This is a genomic window from Variovorax sp. GW822-FHT04A09 (assembly GCF_058801005.1).
The window spans coordinates 885878-908444 of the sequence record NZ_JBXAMV010000002.1 but is presented as its reverse complement, the minus strand read 5'-3'; the positions used below and the strand labels follow the sequence as shown (position 1 = coordinate 908444).

Annotated in this window: 17 protein-coding genes; 9 read left to right on the top strand and 8 right to left on the bottom strand. The window is 69.3% G+C overall.

Going from position 1 to position 22567, the window contains the following annotated elements; all coding sequences use genetic code 11:
- Nucleotides 1-100 precede the first annotated feature (100 nt).
- From AC1RLW_RS15360 to AC1RLW_RS15350, 3 genes are read right to left on the bottom strand one after another with little or no spacing between them, the layout of a single operon-like run.
- Nucleotides 101-565, bottom strand: coding sequence for a (2Fe-2S)-binding protein (locus AC1RLW_RS15360; RefSeq protein ID WP_070062620.1), 465 nt, complete (start codon nucleotides 563-565; stop codon nucleotides 101-103).
- A 28-nt stretch (nucleotides 566-593) separates the two neighbouring features.
- Nucleotides 594-2873 carry a xanthine dehydrogenase family protein molybdopterin-binding subunit gene (locus AC1RLW_RS15355; RefSeq protein ID WP_493193761.1) on the bottom strand — a complete coding sequence of 760 codons (2280 nt, stop codon included), beginning with the start codon at nucleotides 2871-2873 and terminating at the stop codon, nucleotides 594-596.
- 53 nt (nucleotides 2874-2926) lie between these two features.
- Nucleotides 2927-3511 (bottom strand): TetR/AcrR family transcriptional regulator, encoded by a 585-nt coding sequence (locus tag AC1RLW_RS15350; RefSeq protein ID WP_492684379.1) that lies wholly within the window; start codon nucleotides 3509-3511, stop codon nucleotides 2927-2929.
- Nucleotides 3512-3680: 169 nt separating this feature from the next.
- Here AC1RLW_RS15350 and AC1RLW_RS15345 point away from each other — a divergent pair, with 169 nt between their 5' ends.
- Nucleotides 3681-4046: an SPW repeat protein gene (locus tag AC1RLW_RS15345; RefSeq protein ID WP_062474873.1), complete on the top strand. Its 366-nt coding sequence runs from the start codon at nucleotides 3681-3683 to the stop codon at nucleotides 4044-4046.
- A 131-nt stretch (nucleotides 4047-4177) separates the two neighbouring features.
- Here AC1RLW_RS15345 and AC1RLW_RS15340 read toward each other — a convergent pair whose 3' ends face one another.
- From AC1RLW_RS15340 to AC1RLW_RS15325, 4 genes are all read right to left on the bottom strand, one after another.
- Nucleotides 4178-5677, bottom strand: coding sequence for an efflux transporter outer membrane subunit (locus tag AC1RLW_RS15340; RefSeq protein WP_493193760.1), 1500 nt, complete (start codon nucleotides 5675-5677; stop codon nucleotides 4178-4180).
- Nucleotides 5678-5688: 11 nt separating this feature from the next.
- Nucleotides 5689-8949, bottom strand: a complete 3261-nt coding sequence (locus AC1RLW_RS15335) for an efflux RND transporter permease subunit (RefSeq protein ID WP_493193759.1) — start codon at nucleotides 8947-8949, stop codon at nucleotides 5689-5691.
- A gap of 733 nt (nucleotides 8950-9682) precedes the next feature.
- Nucleotides 9683-12808: an efflux RND transporter permease subunit gene (locus AC1RLW_RS15330; protein WP_492684381.1), complete on the bottom strand. Its 3126-nt coding sequence runs from the start codon at nucleotides 12806-12808 to the stop codon at nucleotides 9683-9685.
- Nucleotides 12805-14481: an efflux RND transporter periplasmic adaptor subunit gene (locus AC1RLW_RS15325; RefSeq protein ID WP_492684382.1), complete on the bottom strand. Its 1677-nt coding sequence runs from the start codon at nucleotides 14479-14481 to the stop codon at nucleotides 12805-12807. The genes AC1RLW_RS15330 and AC1RLW_RS15325 overlap by 4 nt, the downstream gene beginning before the upstream one ends.
- Nucleotides 14482-14703: 222 nt before the next feature.
- On the opposite strand from AC1RLW_RS15325, the gene AC1RLW_RS15320 reads away from it, so the two are divergent.
- Genes AC1RLW_RS15320 through AC1RLW_RS15300 form a run of 5 tightly spaced genes read left to right on the top strand, consistent with a single transcriptional unit; the run spans nucleotide 14704 to nucleotide 18557 of the window.
- Nucleotides 14704-15291: a DUF6622 family protein gene (locus AC1RLW_RS15320; protein WP_493193968.1), complete on the top strand. Its 588-nt coding sequence runs from the start codon at nucleotides 14704-14706 to the stop codon at nucleotides 15289-15291.
- Between the two features lie 41 nt (nucleotides 15292-15332).
- Nucleotides 15333-16298: a sterol desaturase family protein gene (locus AC1RLW_RS15315; protein WP_159275999.1), complete on the top strand. Its 966-nt coding sequence runs from the start codon at nucleotides 15333-15335 to the stop codon at nucleotides 16296-16298.
- Nucleotides 16295-16609, top strand: a complete 315-nt coding sequence (locus AC1RLW_RS15310) for a 2TM domain-containing protein (protein ID WP_159270941.1) — start codon at nucleotides 16295-16297, stop codon at nucleotides 16607-16609. The genes AC1RLW_RS15315 and AC1RLW_RS15310 overlap by 4 nt, the downstream gene beginning before the upstream one ends.
- Nucleotides 16606-17691: a sensor histidine kinase gene (locus AC1RLW_RS15305; RefSeq protein WP_493193756.1), complete on the top strand. Its 1086-nt coding sequence runs from the start codon at nucleotides 16606-16608 to the stop codon at nucleotides 17689-17691. Before AC1RLW_RS15310 ends, AC1RLW_RS15305 begins: the two co-directional genes overlap by 4 nt.
- A 26-nt stretch (nucleotides 17692-17717) precedes the next feature.
- Nucleotides 17718-18557, top strand: a complete 840-nt coding sequence (locus AC1RLW_RS15300; RefSeq protein ID WP_493193754.1) for a LytR/AlgR family response regulator transcription factor — start codon at nucleotides 17718-17720, stop codon at nucleotides 18555-18557.
- 81 nt (nucleotides 18558-18638) lie between these two features.
- Here the strand turns inward: AC1RLW_RS15300 and AC1RLW_RS15295 are convergent, their stop codons facing one another.
- Complete coding sequence (locus AC1RLW_RS15295; protein ID WP_070062581.1) at nucleotides 18639-18998, bottom strand: hypothetical protein; 360 nt, start codon at nucleotides 18996-18998, stop codon at nucleotides 18639-18641.
- A gap of 137 nt (nucleotides 18999-19135) precedes the next feature.
- Between AC1RLW_RS15295 and AC1RLW_RS15290 the strand changes: the two genes are divergently transcribed.
- The 3 genes from AC1RLW_RS15290 (at nucleotide 19136) to AC1RLW_RS15280 (ending at nucleotide 22556) form a co-directional block, all read left to right on the top strand.
- Nucleotides 19136-20953 carry a glutamine--tRNA ligase/YqeY domain fusion protein gene (locus AC1RLW_RS15290; protein WP_493193752.1) on the top strand — a complete coding sequence of 606 codons (1818 nt, stop codon included), beginning with the start codon at nucleotides 19136-19138 and terminating at the stop codon, nucleotides 20951-20953.
- Between the two features lie 96 nt (nucleotides 20954-21049).
- Nucleotides 21050-21613, top strand: a complete 564-nt coding sequence (locus AC1RLW_RS15285; protein ID WP_493193751.1) for a pseudouridine synthase — start codon at nucleotides 21050-21052, stop codon at nucleotides 21611-21613.
- Nucleotides 21614-21656: 43 nt separating this feature from the next.
- Nucleotides 21657-22556, top strand: coding sequence for a peptidoglycan DD-metalloendopeptidase family protein (locus tag AC1RLW_RS15280; protein WP_493193749.1), 900 nt, complete (start codon nucleotides 21657-21659; stop codon nucleotides 22554-22556).
- Nucleotides 22557-22567: the final 11 nt, after the last annotated feature.

The window sequence follows — 22567 nt, the reverse complement described above, 5'->3', positions numbered from 1 at the left end:
CTTCATATCCCCAATTTCCGTAAAAATACCGTTCTGGCGACTTTTTCGAGAATTACGGAAAAATTATTAACTTCTGTAAACAACCACCCCGGTTTCTGCGTTACCGCCCCGCTGTTTCTGCCGCCAGGTGGATCGCGGCGCGAATCCGGGGGTAGGTGCCGCAGCGGCAGATGTTGCCGCGCATGGCGTCCGACACCTGGTCGTCGCTGGGCTTCGGGGTCGCCTTGAGCAGCGCGCAGGCCGACATGAGCTGGCCGCTCTGGCAATAGCCGCACTGCACCACGTCGACCTCGGTCCAGGCCGCGCGCAGGGCGTCGGCCTCCCGGCCCTTCAGGCCCTCGATGGTGGTGACTTCGCGCCCGCCCACGGCCTCCAGCGGGGTGACGCAGGAGCGCACGGCCTGGCCGTCCAGGTGCACGGTGCAGGCGCCGCACAGCGCCTTGCCGCAGCCGAACTTGGTGCCGACGAGCTTCATTTCGCCGCGCAGCACCCACAGCAGCGGGGTGTCGGGCTCGGCGCTCACGGTGGCGGTCTGGCCGTTGATCTTCAGCGTGGTGGTGGTCATGGGGTGTCTTTCTTGCTGTTCCGGGAGATCAGGCCAGCCGCAGAGGCAGGCTGCGCAGGCGCTGGCCGGTCAGCGCGAACACGGCGTTGGCCACGGCGGGCGCGATGGGCGGCGTGCCCGGCTCGCCCACCCCGCCGGGCGGCACCTCGGCGCCGGTGCCGGCGAGGATGTCGACCTCGATGGCCGGGCACTCGTCGATGCGCAGCGGCGTGTAGTCGTGGAAGTTGCTCTGCTGCACCTGGCCGCGCGCCACGGTGATCTCGCCACGCAGCGCGGCCGACAGGCCGAACACGATGCCGCCTTCCATCTGCTGGCGGATCAGGTTCGGGTTGACCGGCAGGCCGCAGTCGATCACGCACACCACGCGGTGCACGCGGATCTGCCGCTCGGGCGTCACCGACACCTCGGCCACCTGCGCCACGATGCTGCCGAAGGCGCGGTGAATGGCCACGCCGCGCGCGCGCTTCGTGCCGTCGGGTCCGTCGGCCAGCGGCTCGCCCCACTTCGAGAGTTCGGCCACACGCTTGAGCACCGCCAGGTGGCGTGCGTCCTTGGCGAGCAGGCCGGCGCGGAAAGCCACCGGGTCCTTGCCGGCGGCGACGGCGCATTCGTCGATGAAGCTCTCGACGAAGAAGCCGTTCTGCGAATGCGCCACCGAGCGCCAGATGCCGGTGGTGACGGCCGACTCCACCGGCACATGCGCCACGCGGGCCTGTGGGAAGTCGTAGGCGGTGTTCCAGGCGCCGTCGGTCGAGTTGTCCATGAAGGACGGCGCACCCAGGCTGGAGCCGGCGCTGGTGGTCTGCCACGCGACCAGCGCACCCGCCGCGTCGAAGCCGGCCTTGCACAGCGCCACGTAGGCGGGGCGGTAGAAGTCGTGCGTCATGTCCTCCTCGCGCGACCAGATCAGCTGCACCGGCGCGCCGCCGGCCTCGCGCGCGAGCTGCGCGGCCTGCACCAGAAAGTCGATGAAGTAGCGCCGCCCGAAGCCGCCGCCCAGGTAGGTCACGTGCAGCGTGACCTTCTCGGCATCGATGCCCAGCGCCTTGGCGACCGCGGCACGCGCGAAGCCCGGCGCCTGCGTGGGCGCCCAGACGGTGGCGGCGCCGTCCTTGAACTGCACGGTGCAGTTCATCGGCTCCATGGTGGCGTGCGCCAGGAAGGGCACGCGGTACTCGACCTCGATCGTGCGCGCGGCGGACTTCAGTGCCGCCGCCACGCCGCCGGTATCAAGGCGGGCGTTGCCTGCGTCGGCGTCGAGCGTGCGCGCGAGGCGGTCGATCATCTCGGCGCTCGACAGGCTCGCGGCGGGGCCGTGGTCCCATTCGATGTCGACCTGCTTCAGCGCGCGCATCGCGTGGTACGGCGTGTCGGCGATCACGGCCACGCCGCCCGCCGTGCTGCCGGTGCCCACGAGGCTCGCGGCCACGGGCTCCAGCGCCATCACCTTGCGCACACCGGGCAGCGCCTCGGCGGCTTTCGCATCGAAGCGCGCGACGCGGCCGGCCAGCGTCGGGCACATGGCGATGCTGGCGTACAGCAGGCCCGGCGGCAGCACGTCGATGCCGTAGGTGGCGGTGCCATTGAGCTTGCCGGCGTTGTCGATGCGCCGCTGTGGCTGGCCGATGACACGGAAGTCGGCTTGCGCCTTGAGCTTCACCGCCGTGGGCAACGGCTGCTGCGCGGCCTTTACCGCCAGCTCGCCGAAGCGCGCGCTGCGGTTGGAGGCCGGGTGCAGCACGCGGCCGGCCTCGGTGCCGCATTCGCTGGCGGGCACCTGCCACTGCGCCGCCGCCGCGCCCACCAGCATGAGCCGCGCCGACGCGCCGGCCTCGCGCACCGGCCCCCACTGATCGGTGACGCTCGACGAACCGCCCGTGCCCGAGAGCCCCGGGATCGTGCGCAGCAGCTTGCCCACGACCTGGTGCGCCGCGCGCTTGCCGAAGCCCTCGTCGCCGGGCTTGAAGGGCAGCGCGTCGAGGATCATGGCCTGGTTGTTGTAGATGGCGTCGAAGCCGGCCTGCTCGAGCCGCACCTGCGACACCGCGGCGTCCATTTCTTCGGCCAGCAGCATCGCCAGGCCGGTGTGCGTGCCCTGCCCCATTTCCGACTGCGTCATCACCAGCGTGACGGTGTCGTCGCTGCCCACCTTGACCCAGCCGTTGAGCGCGACCTGCCCGTTGCCCGCCGGCAGCGGCGCGCCGGGCACGAGGCGCGAAGCCGCCGGCGTGGCGGCCCAGCCGACGACTAGGGCGCCGGCGGCGCCGAGGGTGCCGAGCACGAAGTGGCGGCGTTTGAGTGTGGGCATGGCGGGGTCTTTCTTCGGTAGGGGTCTTGTCGTTCGTGCGGAAGGTGTCGTCGTCAGGGCGGCACGGCGATGCCTTGCCAGAAGATCTCGAAGCCGGCTTCGGCGTAGTCGAAGGCCGGTTCGGCGTCGCCCGCCTGCGCGATGTAGCCGACGGTGGTCTCGGCCATCGCCGTGAGCATCGCGCCCAGGAATTCCATCGGTCGCTCGACGACCAGCCCGCGCCGCATGCACTCCTGCGCCACCGCTTCCAGCCGCGCGAACGGCGCCATGCCGGCGGCGCGGCTCTCGTCGCTCAGTTCGTCGGAGACCTTGAGCTGCGCCAGCACGCGCAGCTTGCCGGGGTGCGCCACGCCCCAGCGCACGTAGCGGTCCCAGATGTGGCGGAACTGGGTGCGCGGATCGGCCGCTTCGGGCCAGTCGGCCAGCATCACGCCGGCCAGCTCGGTCTTCAGCGCGCGGTACAGCGCGTCGGTCAGCAGCGCCTTGCTCGCGAAATAGGTGAACAGCGTGCCCTCGGCCACGCCCGCGGTGCGCGAGATCGCCGAGGTCGGCGTGGCCCACACGCCGCGCCGGCCGAACTCGACCAGCGCCGCCTCGAGGATGGCGTTGTGCTTGTCGACACTGCGGGGGCGGGCCATGCGCGGACGGTCTCCATCGTTCGTTTAGTTGAGTGCTCACTCAAGTATAGGAACGCGGCGCCGATCCGCAAGCCCCGCGCGGCCCGCGCCATGCCGCATGGCGGAACCACGGCGCGGCGCGGCAGTCCAACCAGAGTCGTGGCGTCGTGCTGCGACAGGAGGTACGACCATGAAGCATGTGAAGCATTGGCAGGACCCCGTCAACGCCGTCGCCGGCGTGTGGCTGATCGTCTCGCCATGGGTACTGGGCTTTCAGGGCAATTCGCTCGCCATGTGGACCATGGTGGCGACCGGCATCGTGCTGGGCGCCGTGGCCTTGGGCGCGACCTTCGTGCCGCACCAGTGGGAAGAGTGGACCGAAGTGGCGCTGGCAGCCTGGCTGGCGGTGTCGCCCTGGTTGCTCGACTTCCGCATGGTCGAGCCGGCGCTGGTCAATGCAGTCCTCGTGGCTGCGGTGATCATGGTGCTCGCCCTCTGGGTCCTGGTGACAGACAAGGACTACCTGGGCGAGGCCCTCGACCGACCAGCGCACTGATGGGGAGAGAGCGATCCTGTGAGCGCCGAGCGGTGACCACCGCCGCGAAGCGACGACGCCCGGTCCGGTGTTCGCGCCGGTCGGGCCGACGGGCCAGGCAGGTTCCCATGCCCGCCCGCAACACCCGCCCCTTACGGTGTGCGGGAAGCGGCGCTGTTGTTTGAAGTGCTGTTGCCGGCCGGACGGGTCGCCCCCATCCAGTCGGCCTGCCAACCGCCGCCCATGGCCTGGATCAGCGCGATTGCCGCGGCCTGGCGATTGACCTGAAGCTGCACGAGCGCGCGCCGCGCGCTCAGTGCGGCGGCCTGCGCCTGCACCACATCGGTGTAGCTCACCTGCCCCGCGCGATACCGGTTGAGCAGTTGCTGCTCGGTCTTGTCGGCCGCTGCCGTGGCCTCGCGGCGCAAGCCTTCCTGCTGCGCCAGCGTGGCGCCGGTGGTCAGCTGGTCTTCCACGGCCTGGAACGCGGCCAGCACGGTCTGCCGGTAGCGCGCCACGCTGGCTTCGTGGCCGGCCTTGGCGGCATCGACGCTGGCACTGATGGCCCCCGCATCGAACACCACCTGCGCCACCGACAGGCCCAGCCCCCACAGCGTGTTGGCCGCGCCGAAGAGGTCTCTCACGCGGCTGGCGTTGCTGCCGACCGAGGCCGTGAGCGAGATGTTCGGGTAGTAGGCCGAGCGCGCAACGCCGATCTGCGCATTGGCCGCGGCCACCGCGCGCTCCGCCGCCGCGATGTCGGGGCGGCGCTGCAGCAGCGTCGAGGGCACGCCGGTCGGCACGCCGGGCACCGTGGGCGTCCAGCGCGCGGGCGGCAGGCTGAAGTCGGCCGGCGCCACGCCCACCAGCATCGCGATGGCGTGCTCCAGCGTGGCGCGTGTGCGCTGCAGGCCCACGCGGTCGGCCTTGGCGTTCACCAGTTGCGTCTGCGCCTGCAGCACGTCGGTCTGCGCGGCAATGCCGGCGGCGTAGCGGTTGCTCGTGATCTCGAAGGCGCGCTGGTAGCCGAGGATGGTTTCGTCGAGCAGCACGATCTCGGCGTCGGCCTCGCGCAGCGAGAAGTAGTTGGTCGCCAGGTCGCCGACGGCCGACAGCCGCGCCGAGGCCAGGTCGGCTTCGCTGGCCTGGGCGTTGGCCTGCGCGCTGTTCACGGCCTCGCGCAGGCGGCCCCACACGTCGGGCGTCCAGCTGGCGCCCAGCGTGGCGCCGAAGGTGTTCGACGGGCTGGCCGAGGCGTTGCCGCCCACCGTGCCCGAGCGCTTGCCGCTGCCGTCGAAGGACACCGACGGGAACAGCCCCGCGCGCTGCTCGCGCACCAGCGCCTGGGCCTGCGTGTAGCTGGCGACGGCGGCGGCGATGTTCTGGTTCGACACCTGCACGCGCGCCGCGAGTTCGTCGAGCGTGGCGTCGCCGAAAAGCTTCCACCACTCGCCGCGGTCGAGCGCGTCGGCCGGCGCGGCGGGCAGCCAGCCGTCGGCGGCGGGCTGTTCCTTCCAGCCGGCCGATGCCGCCGACTCGGGCACCTTGTAGGCCGGGCCCACGGCGCAGCCGGCGAGCACGGCGGCCAGCGCGAGCGTGCTCAGCGCGAAGAAACGGCGTGAAGGGCCGATAGAAGAAAGGGAGGCATTCATGGTCATGGATCTCAGACGGCCGGGGCGCGGCTCAGCGCGTGTTCGTTCATGCCGCGGCGGCGCAGCTTGTCCAGCAGCAGGTACACCACCGGCGTGGTGAGCAGCGTCAGCAGCTGGCTCGCGATGAGCCCGCCGATGATCGCCACGCCCAGCGGCCGGCGCAGCTCGGCGCCCTCGCCGAAGCCGATGGCCAGCGGCAGCGCGCCGAGCGCGGCGGCCAGCGTGGTCATCAGGATCGGGCGGAAGCGCAGCAGACAGGCCTCGCGCACCGCCTCGAGCGGGCTCAGGCCGCGCGAGCGCTCGGCCTCCAGCGCGAAGTCGATGATCAGGATGGCGTTCTTCTTCACGATGCCGATCAGCAGGAACACGCCGATCAGCGCGATGATGGAAAACTCCATGCGGAACATCAAGAGCGCCAGCACCGCGCCCACGCCGGCCGAAGGCAGCGTCGAGAGCACCGTCACCGGATGCACCAGGCTCTCGTACAGGATGCCCAGCACGATGTAGATCACCACCAGCGCCGCCACGATCAGCATCGCCTGCTGCCCCTGCGACTGCTGCGCGCTCAGCGCGGTGCCGGCAAAGGCGCCGCGCACGTTGGTCGGCATGGCGATGTTGGCCTCGGCCTTGGCAATGGCCTCGCGCGCGTCGCCGAGGTTGGCGCCCTCGGCCAGGTTGAACGAGATGGTGGTGGCCAGCTCGCCGTCCTCATGGCTCACCGACGTGGCCACCGACTGCTCCTCGAACTTCGCCACCGCCGACAGCGGCACCAGCGCGGTGGCCGTGTTGCTCAGCACGTTGCCGGTCGAAGCGTTGCGCGAGCCGGCGTTGGCCGACACCGGCACCGTCGCGGCAGCGGCGCTGGCAGACGTCGTCGTGCCGCCCGTGGACGTCGTGGCCGCCACCTGCGTGGTCACCGCCTGCCCCGCGACCACCGAGGTCTTGGTGGCCGGCACGTACACGTCGCGCAGCGCGTTCGGGCTGCGCGTGTAGCCCGGCGCCCATTCCATCACCACGTGGTACTGATTGAGCTCGGTGTAGATGGTGGCCACCTGCCGCTGGCCGAAGGCGTTGTACAGCGCGTTGTCGATGGCGGTGGAGGTGAGCCCCAGCCGCCGCGCGCTGTCGCGGTCGACCTTGGCCACCGTCTCCACGCCGTTCTGGTCCTGGTCGGTGTCGATGTCGGTCAGCGTGGGCTGCTGCTTCATCTCGTCAGCCAACTTCACGGCCCAGGTGCGCAGGTCGGACAGGCTGTCGCTCTTGAGCGTGTACTGGTAGGTGGAGTTGCTGGAGCGCCCGCCCGAGCGCACGTCCTGCACCGGGCCGAGGAACACGCGCAGCCCCGTCACCTGCGCCAGCTGCGGGCGCAGCCGCGCGATCACCGCCAGGCCGCTGTCCTTGCGCTGGCTGGCCGGTTTCAGGTTGACGAACATGAAGCCGCCGCCCGCGCGCCCGCCGCCCGTGAAGCCCACCACGGTGTCGACCGCCTCGTCCTTGCGGATGATGTCGACCACCTCGCGCAGCTTGGCGCCCATGGCCTGCGACGAAATGCTCTGGTCGGCGCGCAGGCCGCCGTTGAGCTGGCCGCTGTCCTGCTGCGGGAAGAAGCCCTTGGGCGCCGCGCTGAACAGGTACACATTGAGCCCCACCACCGCCAGCAGCACGACCATGACGATCGCCTTGCTGTCCAGCGCCCAGTCGAGTGCGCTCTCGTAGCGCTTGAGCATCCAGTCGTAGCTGCGCGCCGCCGCGCGGCCGAAGCGGCCCTGCGGCTTGTTCTTGTCGTGCTCGCCGCCCGGCTTGAGCATCCACGCGCACATCATCGGCGTGGTGGTGAGCGAGATGACCAGCGAGATCAGCACCGCCGCCGACAGCGTGACCGCGAACTCGCGGAACAGCCGCCCCACCTGCCCGCCCATGAACAGCAGCGGAATGAACACCGCCACCAGCGACACGCTGATCGACAACACCGTGAAGCCCACTTCCTGCGCGCCGAGCAGCGCCGCCTTCATGCGCGACATGCCCGATTCGATGTGGCGGCTGGTGTTCTCCAGCACCACGATGGCGTCGTCCACCACGAAGCCCGTGGCCACGGTGAGCGCCATCAGGCTCAGGTTGTTGAGGCTGAAGCCCAGCAGGTGCATCACCCCGAACGTGCCCAGGAGCGCCACCACCGTGGCCACCGCCGGCACCACCGTCGCGCGCACGCTGCGCAGGAACAGGCTGACCACCAGCACCACCAGCAGCACTGCGATGACCAGCGTCATCTCCACCTCGCGCAGCGAACTGCGGATGGAATTGGTGCTGTCCGAGGCGACCTGCAGCGTCACGTCGGGCGGCAGTTGCGCCTGCAGTTCGGGCAGCAGCGCGCGCACGTTGTCGACGGTCTCGATGATGTTGGCCGAGGGCTGGCGCGTGATCAGCACGATGATCGCCGGCTCACCGTTGAACAGGCCCAGCGTGCGCGTGTCTTCCACGCCGTCGATCACGTCGGCCACCTCGCGCAGCCGCACCGCCGCGCCGTTGCGCCAGGCCACGACCATCGAGGCGTAGTCGCTCGCGCGCAGCGCCGGGGTCTGGGTGTAGATCTGCAGCTTGCGGCCTTCGCCCTGCACCATGCCCTTGGGGCGGTTCGCATTCGACGCCTGAATGGCGGCGCGCACGTCTTCGGTGCTGATGCCGTAGCGGTTGAGGGCGAAGGGGAGCAGTTCGATGCGTACTGCGGGGAGCGAGCCGCCGCCGATCTCTACGTCACCTACGCCGTCTACCTGCGACAGGCGCTGGCTGACGATGTTGGAGACGGCGTCGTAGATCTGGCCTGGGGTCTTGGTCTTGGACGTGAGGGCCAGGATGATGACTGGGGAGGCGGCTGGGTTGGCTTTGCGGTAGGTGGGGTTGCTTCTTAGCGTGGCGGGCAGGTCTACGCGGCTGGCGTTGATGGCGGCCTGGACTTCTCTTGCGGCACCGTCGATGTTGCGGCTTAGGTCGAATTGCAGCGTGACTCGGGAGGAGCCTACGGAGCTGGTGGACGTCATTTCGTTGACGCCTGCGATGGTGCCCAGGTGTCTTTCCAATGGCGTGGCGACGCTGGTTGCCATCGTCTCTGGGCTTGCTCCTGGGATGGAGGCTCTTACCGAGATGACTGGATAGTCGACTTGGGGTAGCGGGGAGACTGGGAGGACGAAGAACGCTGCAATTCCTGCCAGGGCGATGCCTATGGTCAGGAGGACTGTGCCTATGGGGCGGCGGACGAAGGGGCGCGACAAATTCACCGCTGCGCTCCCGGCGAAGGACGGAGGCCGGGTCTCGCCCCGGCAGGCGACCTACTTTTCTTTGCTTCGCCAAAGAAACGTAGGCAAAAGAAAGGCGACCCTACTGTCTGCGTCCCTACGCTTCGCTGCGGGCAACCTGCGGTGCTCGCGTTTCGCGGGGTCTCGCCCAAACTCGCTTCGCTCAAACAAGGGCGAGCCCTGATCCGCGAAACGCTGCGCTCCTCGGCGCATACAGAAGGGGTTTGGATACCAACGGGCCATCGCTGCGCTCGGCCAGTGGGCCGCAGCAGGCGCTTTGCGCCTGCTGCGGCTGGGAGTGGTTGGTGCGCTGGCGCTGGCGCTGGTGCTGGTGTCGCCGTTGGCGTTTGCATTGCCCTTGCTGTTGGCAAGGAGCCGCGCGCAGGCGAAGCCGCGCGCATGCGCATTGGATTCGGCTCTTGGTACTGCATGGCCGAGCGAAGCGACGGCCCGAAGCTCCCCTCCCCTCTGGCTGCGCCGAGGAGCGGAGCGTTTCGCGGATCAGGGCTCGCAGCTGTTTGAGCGAAGCGAGTTCTGCGAGACCCCGCGAAACGTGAGCACCGCAGGTTGCCCCGTAGCGAAGCGAAGGGGTCGCAGACAGTGGGGTCGCCTTTTCTTTGCTTACTTTCTTTTGGCGAAGCAAAAGAAAGTGAGTCCGCCGCCGGGCGGAACTCCCGGCCCCGGGAAGCAAACAAGCAGCAGGAGTACAGACAGATCAAGCCGCCTCCTCCTCAAGCTCCGAAGAAGAAGCCCGAGCACTCCCCCCACCCAACCGATCAAACGCCAGATAAATAACCGGCGTAGTAAACAAAGTCAGCAACTGACTAACGATCAACCCGCCAAAGATCGCAAGCCCGAGAGGACGCCGCAACTCCGCCCCATCCCCAAAACTGAACATCAGCGGCACAGCAGCAAACAGCGCAGCCAAAGTAGTCATCAAGATCGGACGAAACCGCAGCAAAGCTGCCTGATGAATCGCCTCACGAGCCGACTTCCCCTGCGTCCGCTCCGCATCAATAGCAAAGTCGATCATCATGATCGCGTTCTTCTTCACGATGCCGATCAGCAGAATGATCCCGATGATCCCGATCACCCCCAGGTCATTGCCAGTCAGCATCAAGGCCAACAAAGCCCCGACCCCAGCAGAAGGCAACGTAGACAAGATCGTCAACGGATGCACATAGCTCTCGTACAGCACCCCCAGCACGATGTACACACAAACCACCGCCGCCAGAATCAACCACAGCTGATTCGACAACGACTTCTCATAAGCCCCTGAAGCCCCCAGGAAAGTCATCGTCACACTGCTCGGCAGCCCGATCTCTTTAGCAGCCGCGCGAATCGCGGCAACCGATCCACCGAGCGAAACCCCCGGCGCCGTATCGAAGTTCAACGTACTCGCCGGGTACTGCGCCACGTGCGTGATCTGCAGCGGAGCCTGCTGCTCGCTGATCTCCGCAAACGCAGACAACGGCGTCGCCGTGCCCGACCCCGCAATGAGGTTCAACTGCCCCAGCGTCTGCGGCGTATTCACCATGCCAGGCTGCGCTTCCAGAATCACGCGGTACTGGTTCGTCTCCGTGAAGATCGTCGACACGATGCGCTGCCCGAAGGCGCTGTACAGCGCGTCGTCCACCGAACTCGCGGTGATCGACAGCCGCGACGCCGTGTCGCGGTTCACGTTCACATACGCCGCCAACCCCTGCGCACCGGCATCGCTGCTCACGTTGCGCACCTTGTCCGACTCCTGCAGCTTCGCCACCAGCTTCTGCATCCACTCGGTGACCAGCGCACTGTTCACGCCTTCGAGCGACACGCGGTACTCGGTCGGCCCGGTCTCGGCGTCGATGGTCAGGTCCTGCGTGGGCTGCAGGTACAGCGTGAGGCCGGCCACCTGCCGCACGCGCTCGCGCAGGCGCTCCATCACCTCCTGCTGGTTGTCGTGGCTGCGGGTCAGGTTGATGAGCATGCTGCCGGTGTGCAGCATCGTGTTGTTGGCCGCGTCCACGCCGACGAAGGAGCTGAGGTTCTCGACGTCATGATCTTCAAGGATGGCGCGCGCGGCCTGCTGCTGCAGCTGCGCCATGCGCTCGAAGGACACGTCTTGCGCGGCCTGCACGCGGGCCTGAAGCTGGCCGGTGTCCTGCGTGGGGAACAGACCCTTGGGGATCGTGAGGTACAGCAGCACGGTCAGCACCAGCGTGAGCAGCGCCACCAGCAGCGTGAGCGGCTGGTGCGCGATCACCCAGTGCAGCGAGCGGTCGTAGCGCACCATCACGCCGTCGAAGAAGCGCTGGGCGCGCGCGCCGAAGCCGGTGCCCGATGCGTCTTTCTTCGGCTCGTGCTTGAGCCAGCGCGCCGACATCATCGGCACCAGCGTGAGCGAAACCACGCCCGAGATCAGGATGGTGATCGCCAGCGTCACCGCGAACTCGCGGAACAGGCGGCCCACCACGTCGCCCATGAACAGCAGCGGAATGAGCACCGCGATGAGCGACACAGTCAGCGAGATGATGGTGAAGCCGATCTGCGCGGCGCCCTTGAACGCGGCCTGCAGGGGCTTCTCGCCCTCCTCGATGTAGCGCGCGATGTTCTCGATCATGACGATCGCGTCGTCCACCACGAAGCCGGTGGCGATGGTCAGCGCCATCAGGCTCAGGTTGTTCAGGCTGTAGCCCAGCAGGTACATCAGGCCGAAGCTGCCGATCAGCGAGATCGGCACGGCAATGCTGGCGATGACGGTGGCGCGCAGGCTGCCCAGGAAGGCGAAGATCACCAGCACCACGAGCACCACGGCCAGCACCAGTTCCATCTCGACGTGCTGCACCGACGAGCGGATGCCGGCGGTGCGGTCGCTCAGCACCTCGACCTGCAGGCCCGCGGGCATGCCGGCCTGCAGCTCGGGCAGCTGCTTCTTGATGGCGTTGACGGTGGCGATCACGTTGGCGCCGGGCTGGCGCTGCACGTTCAGGATGATGGCCGGCGTGAGCTGCACCTGCCCGTCGACCTTGCGCCCGGCCCAGGCACCGAGCTGCGTGTTCTCGGCGCTGTTGACCACGCGCGCCACGTCGACCATGCGGATCGGCGCGCCGTTCTTGTAGCTGACGATGAGGTTCTTGTAGTCGTCGACCGTGAGCAGCTGGTCGTTCGAGTTGATGGTGTAGGCGCGCTTGGGGCCGTCGAAACTGCCCTTGGCGCCGTTGGAGTTGGCCGCGCTGATCGCGGTGCGCAGCGAATCCAGCCCGATGCCGTTGGCCGCGAGCGCCTGCGTGTTGGCCTGGATGCGCACGGCTGGGCGCTGCCCGCCGCTGAGCGAAACGAGGCCCACGCCCGAGACCTGGCTGATCTTCTGCGCGAGCCGGGTGTTCACGAGGTTCTGCACCTCGGTGAGCGGCAGCGTGTCGGAGGTGATGGCCAGCGTGAGCACCGGCGCATCGGCCGGGTTGACCTTGGCGTACACCGGCGGCGCGGGCAGGTCGGCCGGCAGCAGCGAGCCGCCGGCGTTGATGGCGGCCTGCACTTCCTGCTCGGCGACGTCCAGCGTCTGGCCCAGCGAGAACTGCAGCGTGATGATCGACACGCCCGCGGCGCTGGTCGAGCTCATGCGGTCCAGGCCCGACATCTGGCCGAACTGGCGCTCCAGCGGCGCAGTGACGGTGTTGCTCATGACCTCGGGGCTGGCCCCGGGGTAGAGCGTCTGGACCTGGATGGTCGGGTAGTCGACCTGCGGCAGCGCCGCCAGCGGCAGGAAGCGGAACGCCACCAGGCCGGCCAGCACGATGGCCAGCATCAGAAGCGAGGTGGCGACCGGCCGCAGGATGAACGGGCGCGAGGGGCTCATGGGCTGCGCCGTCCCTCACCGCCGCGTTCGCCGCCGCCGGCGCCGCCGCGCTCGGCCATGCGCTGCCAGCGTTCCAGCGCGGCCGGCTCGCCGCGGTCGAGGGCTTCGAGGAAACGCTTGCGGCGTTCGAGTTGTTCGGGGTCGTCCTTGGCCGCGTCGAGCATGCGCTGGCGCTGCTCGGCGGTAGGGAGCTTGGCGGGCGTGGCTGCAGGTGCAGGCGTTGCTGCCGCGGGCGCTGCAGCCGGCGAAGCCGCTCCAGCAGCGGGTGCGGCCGGGGCCTGCGAGGGCGAAGCCGGCGCCGCCGCTTCGGCCGGACGGGCACCGCCGCCTTGCGCACCACCGGCACCACCGCCACCTTCCTGCCGACGTCCTCCACGCCGTCCGCCCGGCGCTGCCGCCCCGGAGGCCGCACCGGCCGGCCGGTCGACCGTGGTCTGCACGCGCGCGCCGTCCTTCAGGCGGTCGCCGCCTTCGGTCACCACGGTTTCACCGGGCTGCAGGCCCTTGGTGATCGAGGCGAAATCGACGCTCGATTCGCCGCGCGTCACCGGCCGCTGCGAGGCCGTGTTCTCGGCCGTCACCACGTACACATAGTCGCCGTTGGGGCCGTGGCGCAGCGCCGTGACCGGTACCACCACCGCGCTGCTCACGGTGCGCAGCAGCAGCCGCAGGTTGACGAACTGGTTCGGGAACAGCGCGCCGTCGGCGTTGGTGAAGCGCGCCTTGGCCTTCACGGTGCCGGTCTGCGTGTCGACCATGTTGTCGAGCGTGGAGAAGCTGCCGTCGGCCAGCCGGCGCGTGCGCGTGCGGTCGAAGGCGGTGGTGGCGAGCGTGGCGCCCTGGCCCAGCCGCTCCTGCACCTCGGGCACGCGGTCCTGCGGAATGGCGAACTCGACGTCGATGGGCGCGATCTGCGTGATGGTGGCCACGCCGCCCGTGCTGCCCGTCGAGATGTAGTTGCCCGCGTCCACCGGCCGCAGGCCGATGCGCCCGCTCACCGGCGCCGTGATGCGGCTCCAGGCGAGGTTGAGCTTGGCGGTGTTCTCGTTGGCGCGGTCGATGGCCACGGTGCCTTCGAGCTGCTTGACCAGCGCGGCCTGGGTGTCGACGTCCTGGCGGGCGATGGAGTCTTGCCCGAGCAGCGTCTGGTAGCGCTGCAGCGTGACGCGCGCCGCGGCCAGTTGCGCCTCGTCGCGCTGGCGGGCACCGGCGGCCTGCGCCAGCGCGTTCTCGAAGGGCTGCGGGTCGATGGTGGCGAGCACGTCGCCCTTCTTGACCATCTGGCCTTCCTTGAACAACACGGCCGTGAGCACGCCCGACACCTGCGGCTGCACCGTCACGTTGGCCAGCGGCGTGACCGTGCCCAGCGCTTCGAGCTGCACCGGAATGTCGGCCTGCCGCGCGACGGCGGTGCCGACGGTGCTGGAGGCCGGGCCCCCGCCGCCCGCCCGACCGCCCGGGCCACCGCCGCCGGGGCGGCCTGCGCCTGCACCCGGTCCGCCCGCGCCCGGTGCCGGCGACTTGGAACGCTGCACCAGGTACCAGGCACCGCCCCCGAGCGCCACGAGCAGCAGCAGGGCCAGCAGGCTCCCGACCCAGCGGCGCCGGCGCGCCGGAGGATGGGTCGGCGACACGACGGGTGGCAGGGGTTCGGGGGGCGTTTGGGAATCCATGGGCGGTGCGTGCGAAGGGGTGCGAAAAGGCGGCCTGAAGGGAGGCGGCCTAGAGTACAGCGCGAAATATCACTCCCGCAGTTTTCCGTGCCGTAAAGCGACGGTAAAGCTTCCGTTTGCGCGGCGACCACGCCATCCCGCGCTCGCCATTCGCGCCGGCGACCGGCACTTCACGCCGCCCACCCGCATTTCGTCGCATGGCCGTGGCGGCGGCCGGGCGGCATCGGCACAGTCCGCTCCATCGATTCCCTCCCTGCCCTCATTTCCTTCCACCCAACGGAGCCTCCCATGCTGATGCAAATCCTTCTTCACACCCCGAAGTGGGTGTTCGCCGTGTTCGTCCTGCTGGCCTGGCTCGGTGGCCGGCAGCTGGTGGCCAACCGCATCGGCCTGAACCGCGTGCTGGTGATGCCGGTCGCCATGGCCGGCCTGTCGTTCTGGGGCGTGGTGTCGGTGTCCGGCGAGTCGGCCGGCGCCCTGCTCGGCTGGGCCGTGGCCGCGCTGCTGCTCGTGGCGCTGGTGCTGCGCCGCCCGCTGCCGGCGACCACGCGCTACGACGCGGCGGCGCGCCAGTTCGAGGTGGCCGGCACCGCCGTGCCGCTGATGCTCATGATGGGCATCTTCCTCACCAAGTACGTGGTGGGCGTGTCGCTGGCCCTGCATCCGGAGCTGCGCCACCAGGCCGCCTTCGCCCTGGGCGTGCCGGCGCTGTACGGCGCCTTCAGCGGTGTCTTCGCGGCCCGCGCCGCGCGCCTGTGGCGGCTGGCCGCCGCGTCGGGCGCGATGGTCAGCGGCGCCCGCGCGGCCTAAGATTCCGACGCCCCGCCCGCCCTTCGCCGCCAGGAACCGCCATGACTGTGCTCGTGTTGATCCTCAAGATTTCCATCTCGGTGGTGCTGCTCGCCTCGCTGGCCGAAGCGCTGGTGCTGTCGTGGCGCAACGGCTGGCGCAGCTACGACTGGAAGGCGGCGGGCATCTCGGTGTTCGACTTCCTGGTGCGCGAATACCCGCTGCGCTGGCTGCTGCCGCTGGCCTTCTGGGTCGGCGCCATGGACTGGCTCTACGCCCACCGGCTCTTCACGCTGCCGATGGACCACTGGACCGGCTGGCTCGCCTGCTTCGTCGGCCAGGAGTTCTGCTACTACTGGTACCACCGCGCCGCGCACCGCGTGCGCTGGTTCTGGTGCACCCACGCCGTGCACCACTCGCCGAACCAGCTGAACCTGTCGGCCGCCTACCGCTTCGGCTGGACCGGCCGGCTCACCGGCACGCTGGCCTTCTTCCTGCTGGCGCCGCTCCTGGGCATGCCGCCGCGGATCATCTTGCTGATGCTCACGCTGAACCTGCTCTATCAGTTCTGGATTCACGCGACCTGGATTCCGAAGCTCGGCCCGCTCGAATGGGTGCTGAACACGCCCTCGGCCCACCGCGTGCACCACGCCTCGAACCTGGAGTACCTGGACGGCAACTACGGCGGCGTGCTGATCGTGTTCGACCGCCTGTTCGGCACCTACATCCCCGAGCGCGCCGACCTGCCCTGCCGCTACGGGCTGGTGAAGCCGATCACCTCGTACAACCTGTTCGAGATCGAGTTCAGCCAATGGCGCGACCTGTGGCGCGACCTGCGCTCGGCGCGTTCGCTGCGCGCCTTCGTCGGCTACCTCGTGAAGCCGCCGGGCTGGCGGCCGGACGGGCCGGGCGAGACCACCGAGGAGCTGCGCCAGCGCGCGGCACTGCCACCTTCACCGTCAATGCCGGCATCGGCCGCCAGCGACTTCGTTCCCCTTTCACCTGCCTCTCTCAAGGAGCTGTCATGACCCCCATGTCCTCTTCCTCTTCTTCCTCCTCCTCTTCCTCGTCCGCCGACATCGAACGGCGCGCCCGCCGCCGCGCCGGCGCCAAGATGGGCTGGTTCATCCATGCCTTCGTCTACGTGGTCGTCAACGTCGGGCTGGTGGCGCTTGCCGCCTCGCGCGGCCACAACTGGGCCGTCTACCCACTCATGGGCTGGGGCCTGGGCCTGCTGATCCACGGTGCCGTGGTCTGGCTCATCGCGCCCGGCGGCGGCCTGTACGACCAGCTGCTGGAACGTGAGCGCCGCGCGCTAGGTGGCGGGGACCGCCGGTGACGGCCACGGCGGACGACACGCCACGCCCGTCGCGCTTTCGCGCCGAGAACCTGCGAGACATCCTGCGGCACGGCCTGATCACGGCCGCCTTCTGCTGCGTCATCGCCGCGGCGCTGACCGTCTCGGGCATGGGCAGCTGGAGTTCGCAGATGGTGTATTCGCTGTCGATCGGAACGATCAGCTGGCTGGTCATCGACACCGGGCGCCTGTTCATCAGCGGCCACCAGAACGTGCTCTGGCCGCACGGGCCCTGGGGCTTCGTGCTGGTGGCCTTCGGTGTCACGCTGGGCTTCCTCGGCGGCGGCGCCATCGGGGACGCCTGGGTCGGTCGGCCGCTGTTCGACTTCACCGGCTTCGCCCGGCACCGGATGGTCTCCACCATTGTCATCACGCTGGCCGCCACCATCGGCATGTGCTACTTCTTCTACAGCCTCGGGCGCAGCAAGCACATGCAGCGCCAGCTCGACCTGGCACAGCGCGACGCCACCGACGCGCGCCTCAAGCTGCTCGAAACCCAGCTCGAACCGCACATGCTGTTCAACACGCTGGCCAACCTGCGCGTGCTGATCACCGTCGATCCGCCGCGCGCCGTGGCCATGCTCGACCGGCTCAACGGTTATTTGCGCATGACGCTCAGCGGCTCGCGCGCGCTGTCGCATCCGCTGTCGGCCGAGTTCGACCGGCTGGGCGACTACCTCGAGCTGATGTCGGTGCGCATGGGCGAGCGCCTGCGCTACACGCTCGAGCTGCCCGACGAGTTGCGCGACACGCCGGTGCCGCCGCTGCTGCTGCAGCCGCTGGTCGAGAACAGCATCCGCCACGGCCTCGAGCCCCAGGTCGAAGGCGGCGAGATCGCCGTGCGCGCGCGCCGCGAGGCGGGCGAACTGGTCATCGAGGTGAGCGACACCGGGGTCGGGCTCGATGCGGCACCACCGCAGCCTTCGGAAGGCAGCGGCTTCGGGCTCGAACAGGTGCGCGAGCGGCTGGCCACCGTGTACGGTGAGCAAGGCCGGCTGAGCCTGCGCCCCGCGCCCGCGGGCGGCGGTACGTGCGTCACCCTGAACCTTCCCCTGCCCGCCTGAACAGGCCCCACGACAACAAGAAGACGATGCCCCTCACCGCCCTCATCGCCGAAGACGAACCCCTGCTGGCCCAGGCCCTGCAGGCCGAACTGGCCGCCGCCTGGCCCGAGCTGCGCGTGGTCGCCACCGCCCGCGACGGCCGCAGCGCCGTGCGCGAGGCGCTGCGGCTGCTGCCGCAGGTGCTGTTCTTCGACATCCGCATGCCCGGCCTGGACGGCCTGGGCGCCGCCGCCGAGCTGGCCGACAGCTGGCCCACCGACGAGGCGCCGATGCCGCAGCTGGTGTTCGTCACCGCCTACGACGAATACGCCGCGCGCGCCTTCGAGGCCGAGGCCATCGACTACGTGCTCAAGCCCGTGCAGCCCGAGCGCCTGCGCAGGACCGTGGCGCGGCTGCGGCAGGCGCTGGCGGCGGCCGCGCCGTCGATGACCCCGCCCATCCCGCCCGACGAGGTGCTGGAGCGCACCCTTGCCCAATGGCGCCAGGTGCTGGGCGCCGCCGGCGGTGCGCCCTCTGCCTCGTCGACGTCAGCAGCGCCGCTGCGCATGATCGCCGCCAGCGATGCGGGCGGCGCCACCGTGCGCATGGTGCCGATCGACGAGGTGCTGTATTTCGAGGCCGCCGACAAATACCTGCGCGTGCTCACCGCCACGCAGGAATACCTGATCCGCACGCCCCTGAAGCAACTGCTGCCCCAGCTCGATGCCGACACCTTCTGGCAGGTGCACCGGGCGGTGGTGGTGCGCAGCGCCGTCATCGAGGCGGTGCACCGCGACGAGGCCGGCAAGCTGCACCTCGCTCTGCGCGGGCGGGCCGAGAAGATCCCGGTCAGCCGGCTCTACGCCCACCTGTTTCGCGCCATGTGAAATCTGCGCGCCCCGCACGCAGCAAAAAGCCGGCCTTTTCGGGGCCGGCTTTTTTCATTCAGTCACGAATGACGTTGTAAATCAGCGCCAGTGGCCGTGTCCGTGGCCATGACCGCGGTGATAACCACGACCGTAGTAGCGCGGGCCGTAATAGGCCGGCGGCGGTGCGTAGTAGACCGGTGCCGGACGGTAGTACACCGGCGGCGGCGGACGGTAGTAGACCGGGGGCGGCGGTGCGTAATACACCGGGGCCGGCGGCGCATAGACCGGGGCCGGGTAGTAGGCGGGACCGCCCACGCCGACCGCCACGCCGGGCACGCCGACGCCGATCGACCAGCTCACGTCGCCGCGGGCGCTGGCCGAGGTGGCGGCAAACAGCGCACCGAAGGCCACCGCACCGGCGGCGGCCCATTTGAAGAGGGTAGAACGTGTGACGCTCATGATGTGGGACTCCTTGTTGGGGGGCGTTGTGCGCCCCATGTCCGTATTGAACGCTGCAATTGCAAAGCGGGTGGACGCTGCATTGTGAAGAGCGTTGCCAAAAGTAACCCCGACAGGCCCCCCTCTAGAATGACGCGATGACCTCCCCGACCGACAAAAGCGGCACCAAAACGACCGCTGCACCGAGCAATTTCCTGCGCCATGTGATCGAGAACGACCTCGCACAGGGTGCCTACGCAGGCCGCACCTGGGGCGGTTCCCCGGGCGACGCCGCCCACCACGCCCAGGGCATGCCCGACCCCGCCAAGGTGCGCATGCGCTTTCCGCCCGAGCCCAACGGCTACCTGCACATCGGCCACGCCAAGAGCATCTGGCTGAATTTCGAGCTGGCCAAGGAATACGGCGGCGTGTGCCACCTGCGCTTCGACGACACCAACCCCGAGAAGGAAGAGCAGGAGTACGTCGATTCCATCCGCGACGCCGTGAAGTGGCTCGGCTACGAAACCTACCTGGCCGACCGCCCCAGCGCGCCCGGCACGATTCAGGAGCACGAGTACTTCGCCAGCAACTACTTCGACTTCATGTACGAAGCCGCCGAGTACCTGATCGGCGCCGGCCTGGCGTACGTCGACGAGCAGACGCCCGAAGAAATGCGCGCCAACCGCGGCGACTTCAACACGCCCGGCACCGACAGCCGCTTTCGCAGCCGCACGCCCGACGAGAACCTGGCGCGCTTTCGCGAGATGCGCGATGGCAAGCTCGCCGACGGCGCCGCCATCCTGCGCGCCAAGATCGACATGGCGAGCCCCAACATCAACATGCGCGACCCCGCGCTGTACCGCATCCGCCGCGCCACCCACCACAACACGGGCGACAAGTGGTGCATCTACCCGATGTACACCTACGCGCACCCCATCGAAGACGCGCTGGAGCAGATCACCCACTCCATCTGCACGCTCGAATTCGAAGACCAGCGCCCCTTCTACGACTGGCTGCTCGACCGCCTGGCCGAAGGCGGCCTCGTCGCCAGCCCGCACCCGCGCCAGTACGAGTTCGCGCGCCTGAACGTGACCCACGTGATGACCAGCAAGCGCAAGCTGCGCCAGCTGGTCGAGGAAAAGCACGTCGACGGCTGGGACGACCCCCGCATGCCCACCATCGCCGGCCTGCGCCGCCGCGGCTACACGCCCGCCGCGCTGCAGCTGTTCTGCGAACGCAGCGGCACCACCAAGTCGGGCGGCTGGATCGAGTACGCCAGCCTCGAGGCCGCGCTGCGCGACACCCTCGACCCCATCGCGCCGCGCGCCATGGCCGTGCTCGACCCGGTAAAGCTCGTCATCACCAACTGGGGTGAGCTGATGGGCAGCGACGACACGCTCGACGACTGCTCCGCCCCCGTGCACCCGCACCACCCCGAAATGGGCAAGCGCGAATTCAAGCTCGGCCGCGAAGTCTGGATCGAGCGCACCGACTACGAAGACGTGCAGCCCAAGGGCTTCTTCCGCCTGTTCCCCGGCAACAAGGTGCGCCTGAAGTACGGCCACGTCATCGAATGCACCGGCGCCACGCGCGACGCCGACGGCAAGCTCCTCGAAGTGCAGGCCACGCTGGTGCCCGACACCAAGAGCGGCACGCCCGGCGCGGACGCGATCAAGGTCAAGGGCAACATCACCTGGGTCGCCGCGGCCGATGCCGTGCAGGCCGAGGTGCGGTTGTACGAGCGCCTGTTCGCCGAAGCCAACCCCGGCAGCGGCGAGCTGCTGGACGAGCTGAACAAGCACAGCCTGGAGGTGTGCACGGCGTTCGTCGAGCCGTCGCTGGCGAAGGCCGAACCCGGCGTGGGCATCCAGTTCGAACGGCATGGCTACTTCGTGCGCGACACGAAGGGCGGCGGCGCCGGCGGGCAGGTGGTGTTCAACCGCGCGGCGGGGATGCGGGACAGCTGGGCCAAGTAAGCCCGGTCTATCTCTCTCCCGCAAAGCCGGGGCCGTCAGGGCTCCGGCTTTTTTCTTGCGCCGAGCGTCGACAGACCCCGGCTATCCTGTCGGTTCATGAACACTACGAGCCCTTCTTCTCGCCTGATCCGCTTCAACAAACCCTACGGCGTCCTCAGCCAGTTCACGCCCGAGGGCCGCTGGCGCGGGCTGAAGGACTTCATCGACCTCCCCGGTGTCTACGTCGCCGGCCGCCTCGATGCCGACAGCGAGGGCCTGCTGCTGCTCACCGACGACGGCAAGCTCCAGGCGCGCATCGCCGATCCGCGCTTCAAGATGGAGAAGACCTACTGGGTGCAGGTGGAGGGCGTGCCGACCGACGAGGCGCTGGCGGCGCTGCGCAACGGCGTGCAGCTCAACGACGGCCCCACGCGCCCCGCACGGGCGCGCCGGCTCGATCCGCCGCCCGAGGTGTGGCACCGCGAGCCCCCGATCCGCGAGCGCAAGCTCATTCCCACCGCGTGGCTGGAGCTGGCGATCAGCGAAGGCCGCAACCGCCAGGTGCGGCGCATGACGGCGGCCGTGGGGCTGCCGACGCTGCGCCTCATCCGCGCCTCCATCGGGCCCTACACACTCGACGGGCTCGCGCCCGGAACCTGGCGGGAACAGAGCGGCGACTGAACCGCCGCACCCTCAACTCCTCATTCGAATCCTGTCCATGCACATGAACCTTCCTCTCCCCGATCTCCCTTCTGCTGCGTTGAACCGCCGCAGCGCCGTGCTCGGCGCCCTCGGCTTGCTGGCGCTGCCTGCCGGTGCCGCGGCCCCGGCCAAGAAGAACAGCAAGCCGCAGGCGCCCGATGTCTGGCCACGCGCCTTGCTAGTGCCCGGCGGCGTCGCCCGCCTGTCGCTCGGCCCTGCCGCCACGCGCCCCAAGGCCTTCGCCGGTGACGTGCCGCTGCTGGTGCTGGGCGATCCGATCGAATGGACCGCGCTGGTCGGTATTCCGCTGGCCACCCCACCCGGCGAAGCCAGCATCAGCGTGCGCGCCGAGGGCAACAAGCCCGAGCGCCAGATCGCCTACACCGTCGCCCCAAAGCAGTACCGCGAACAACGCCTGACAGTGGCGCCGCGCACGGTCGACCTGTCGCCCGAGGACGAGGCTCGCTACACCAAGGAGCGCGATCACCTGACCGGCGTGATGGCCACGCTCTCCGACCTGCGCCCCGACGCCGCGCTGCAGATGCGCGTGCCCGTGCCGGGCCGTCGCTCCAGCTCGTTCGGCCTGCGCCGCGTGTTCAACGGCCAGTCGCGCAATCCGCACAGCGGCATGGACATCGCGGCCGGCACCGGCACGCCCGTGCGCGCGCCGCTGGCCGGCAAGGTGATCGACACCGGCGACTACTTCTTCAACGGTGGCACCGTCTGGGTCGACCACGGGGGCGGCCTGCTGACGATGTACTGCCACCTGAGCCGATGGGACGTGAAGGTGGGCGACGTGCTCAAGGCCGGCGACCCGTTGGCCGCGGTGGGCGCGACGGGACGGGTGACCGGGCCGCACCTGCATTGGGGGGTGATGCTGAACCGGACGATGGTGGACCCGGCGTTGTTCGTTGCCAGTTGAGTTGCGCGCGT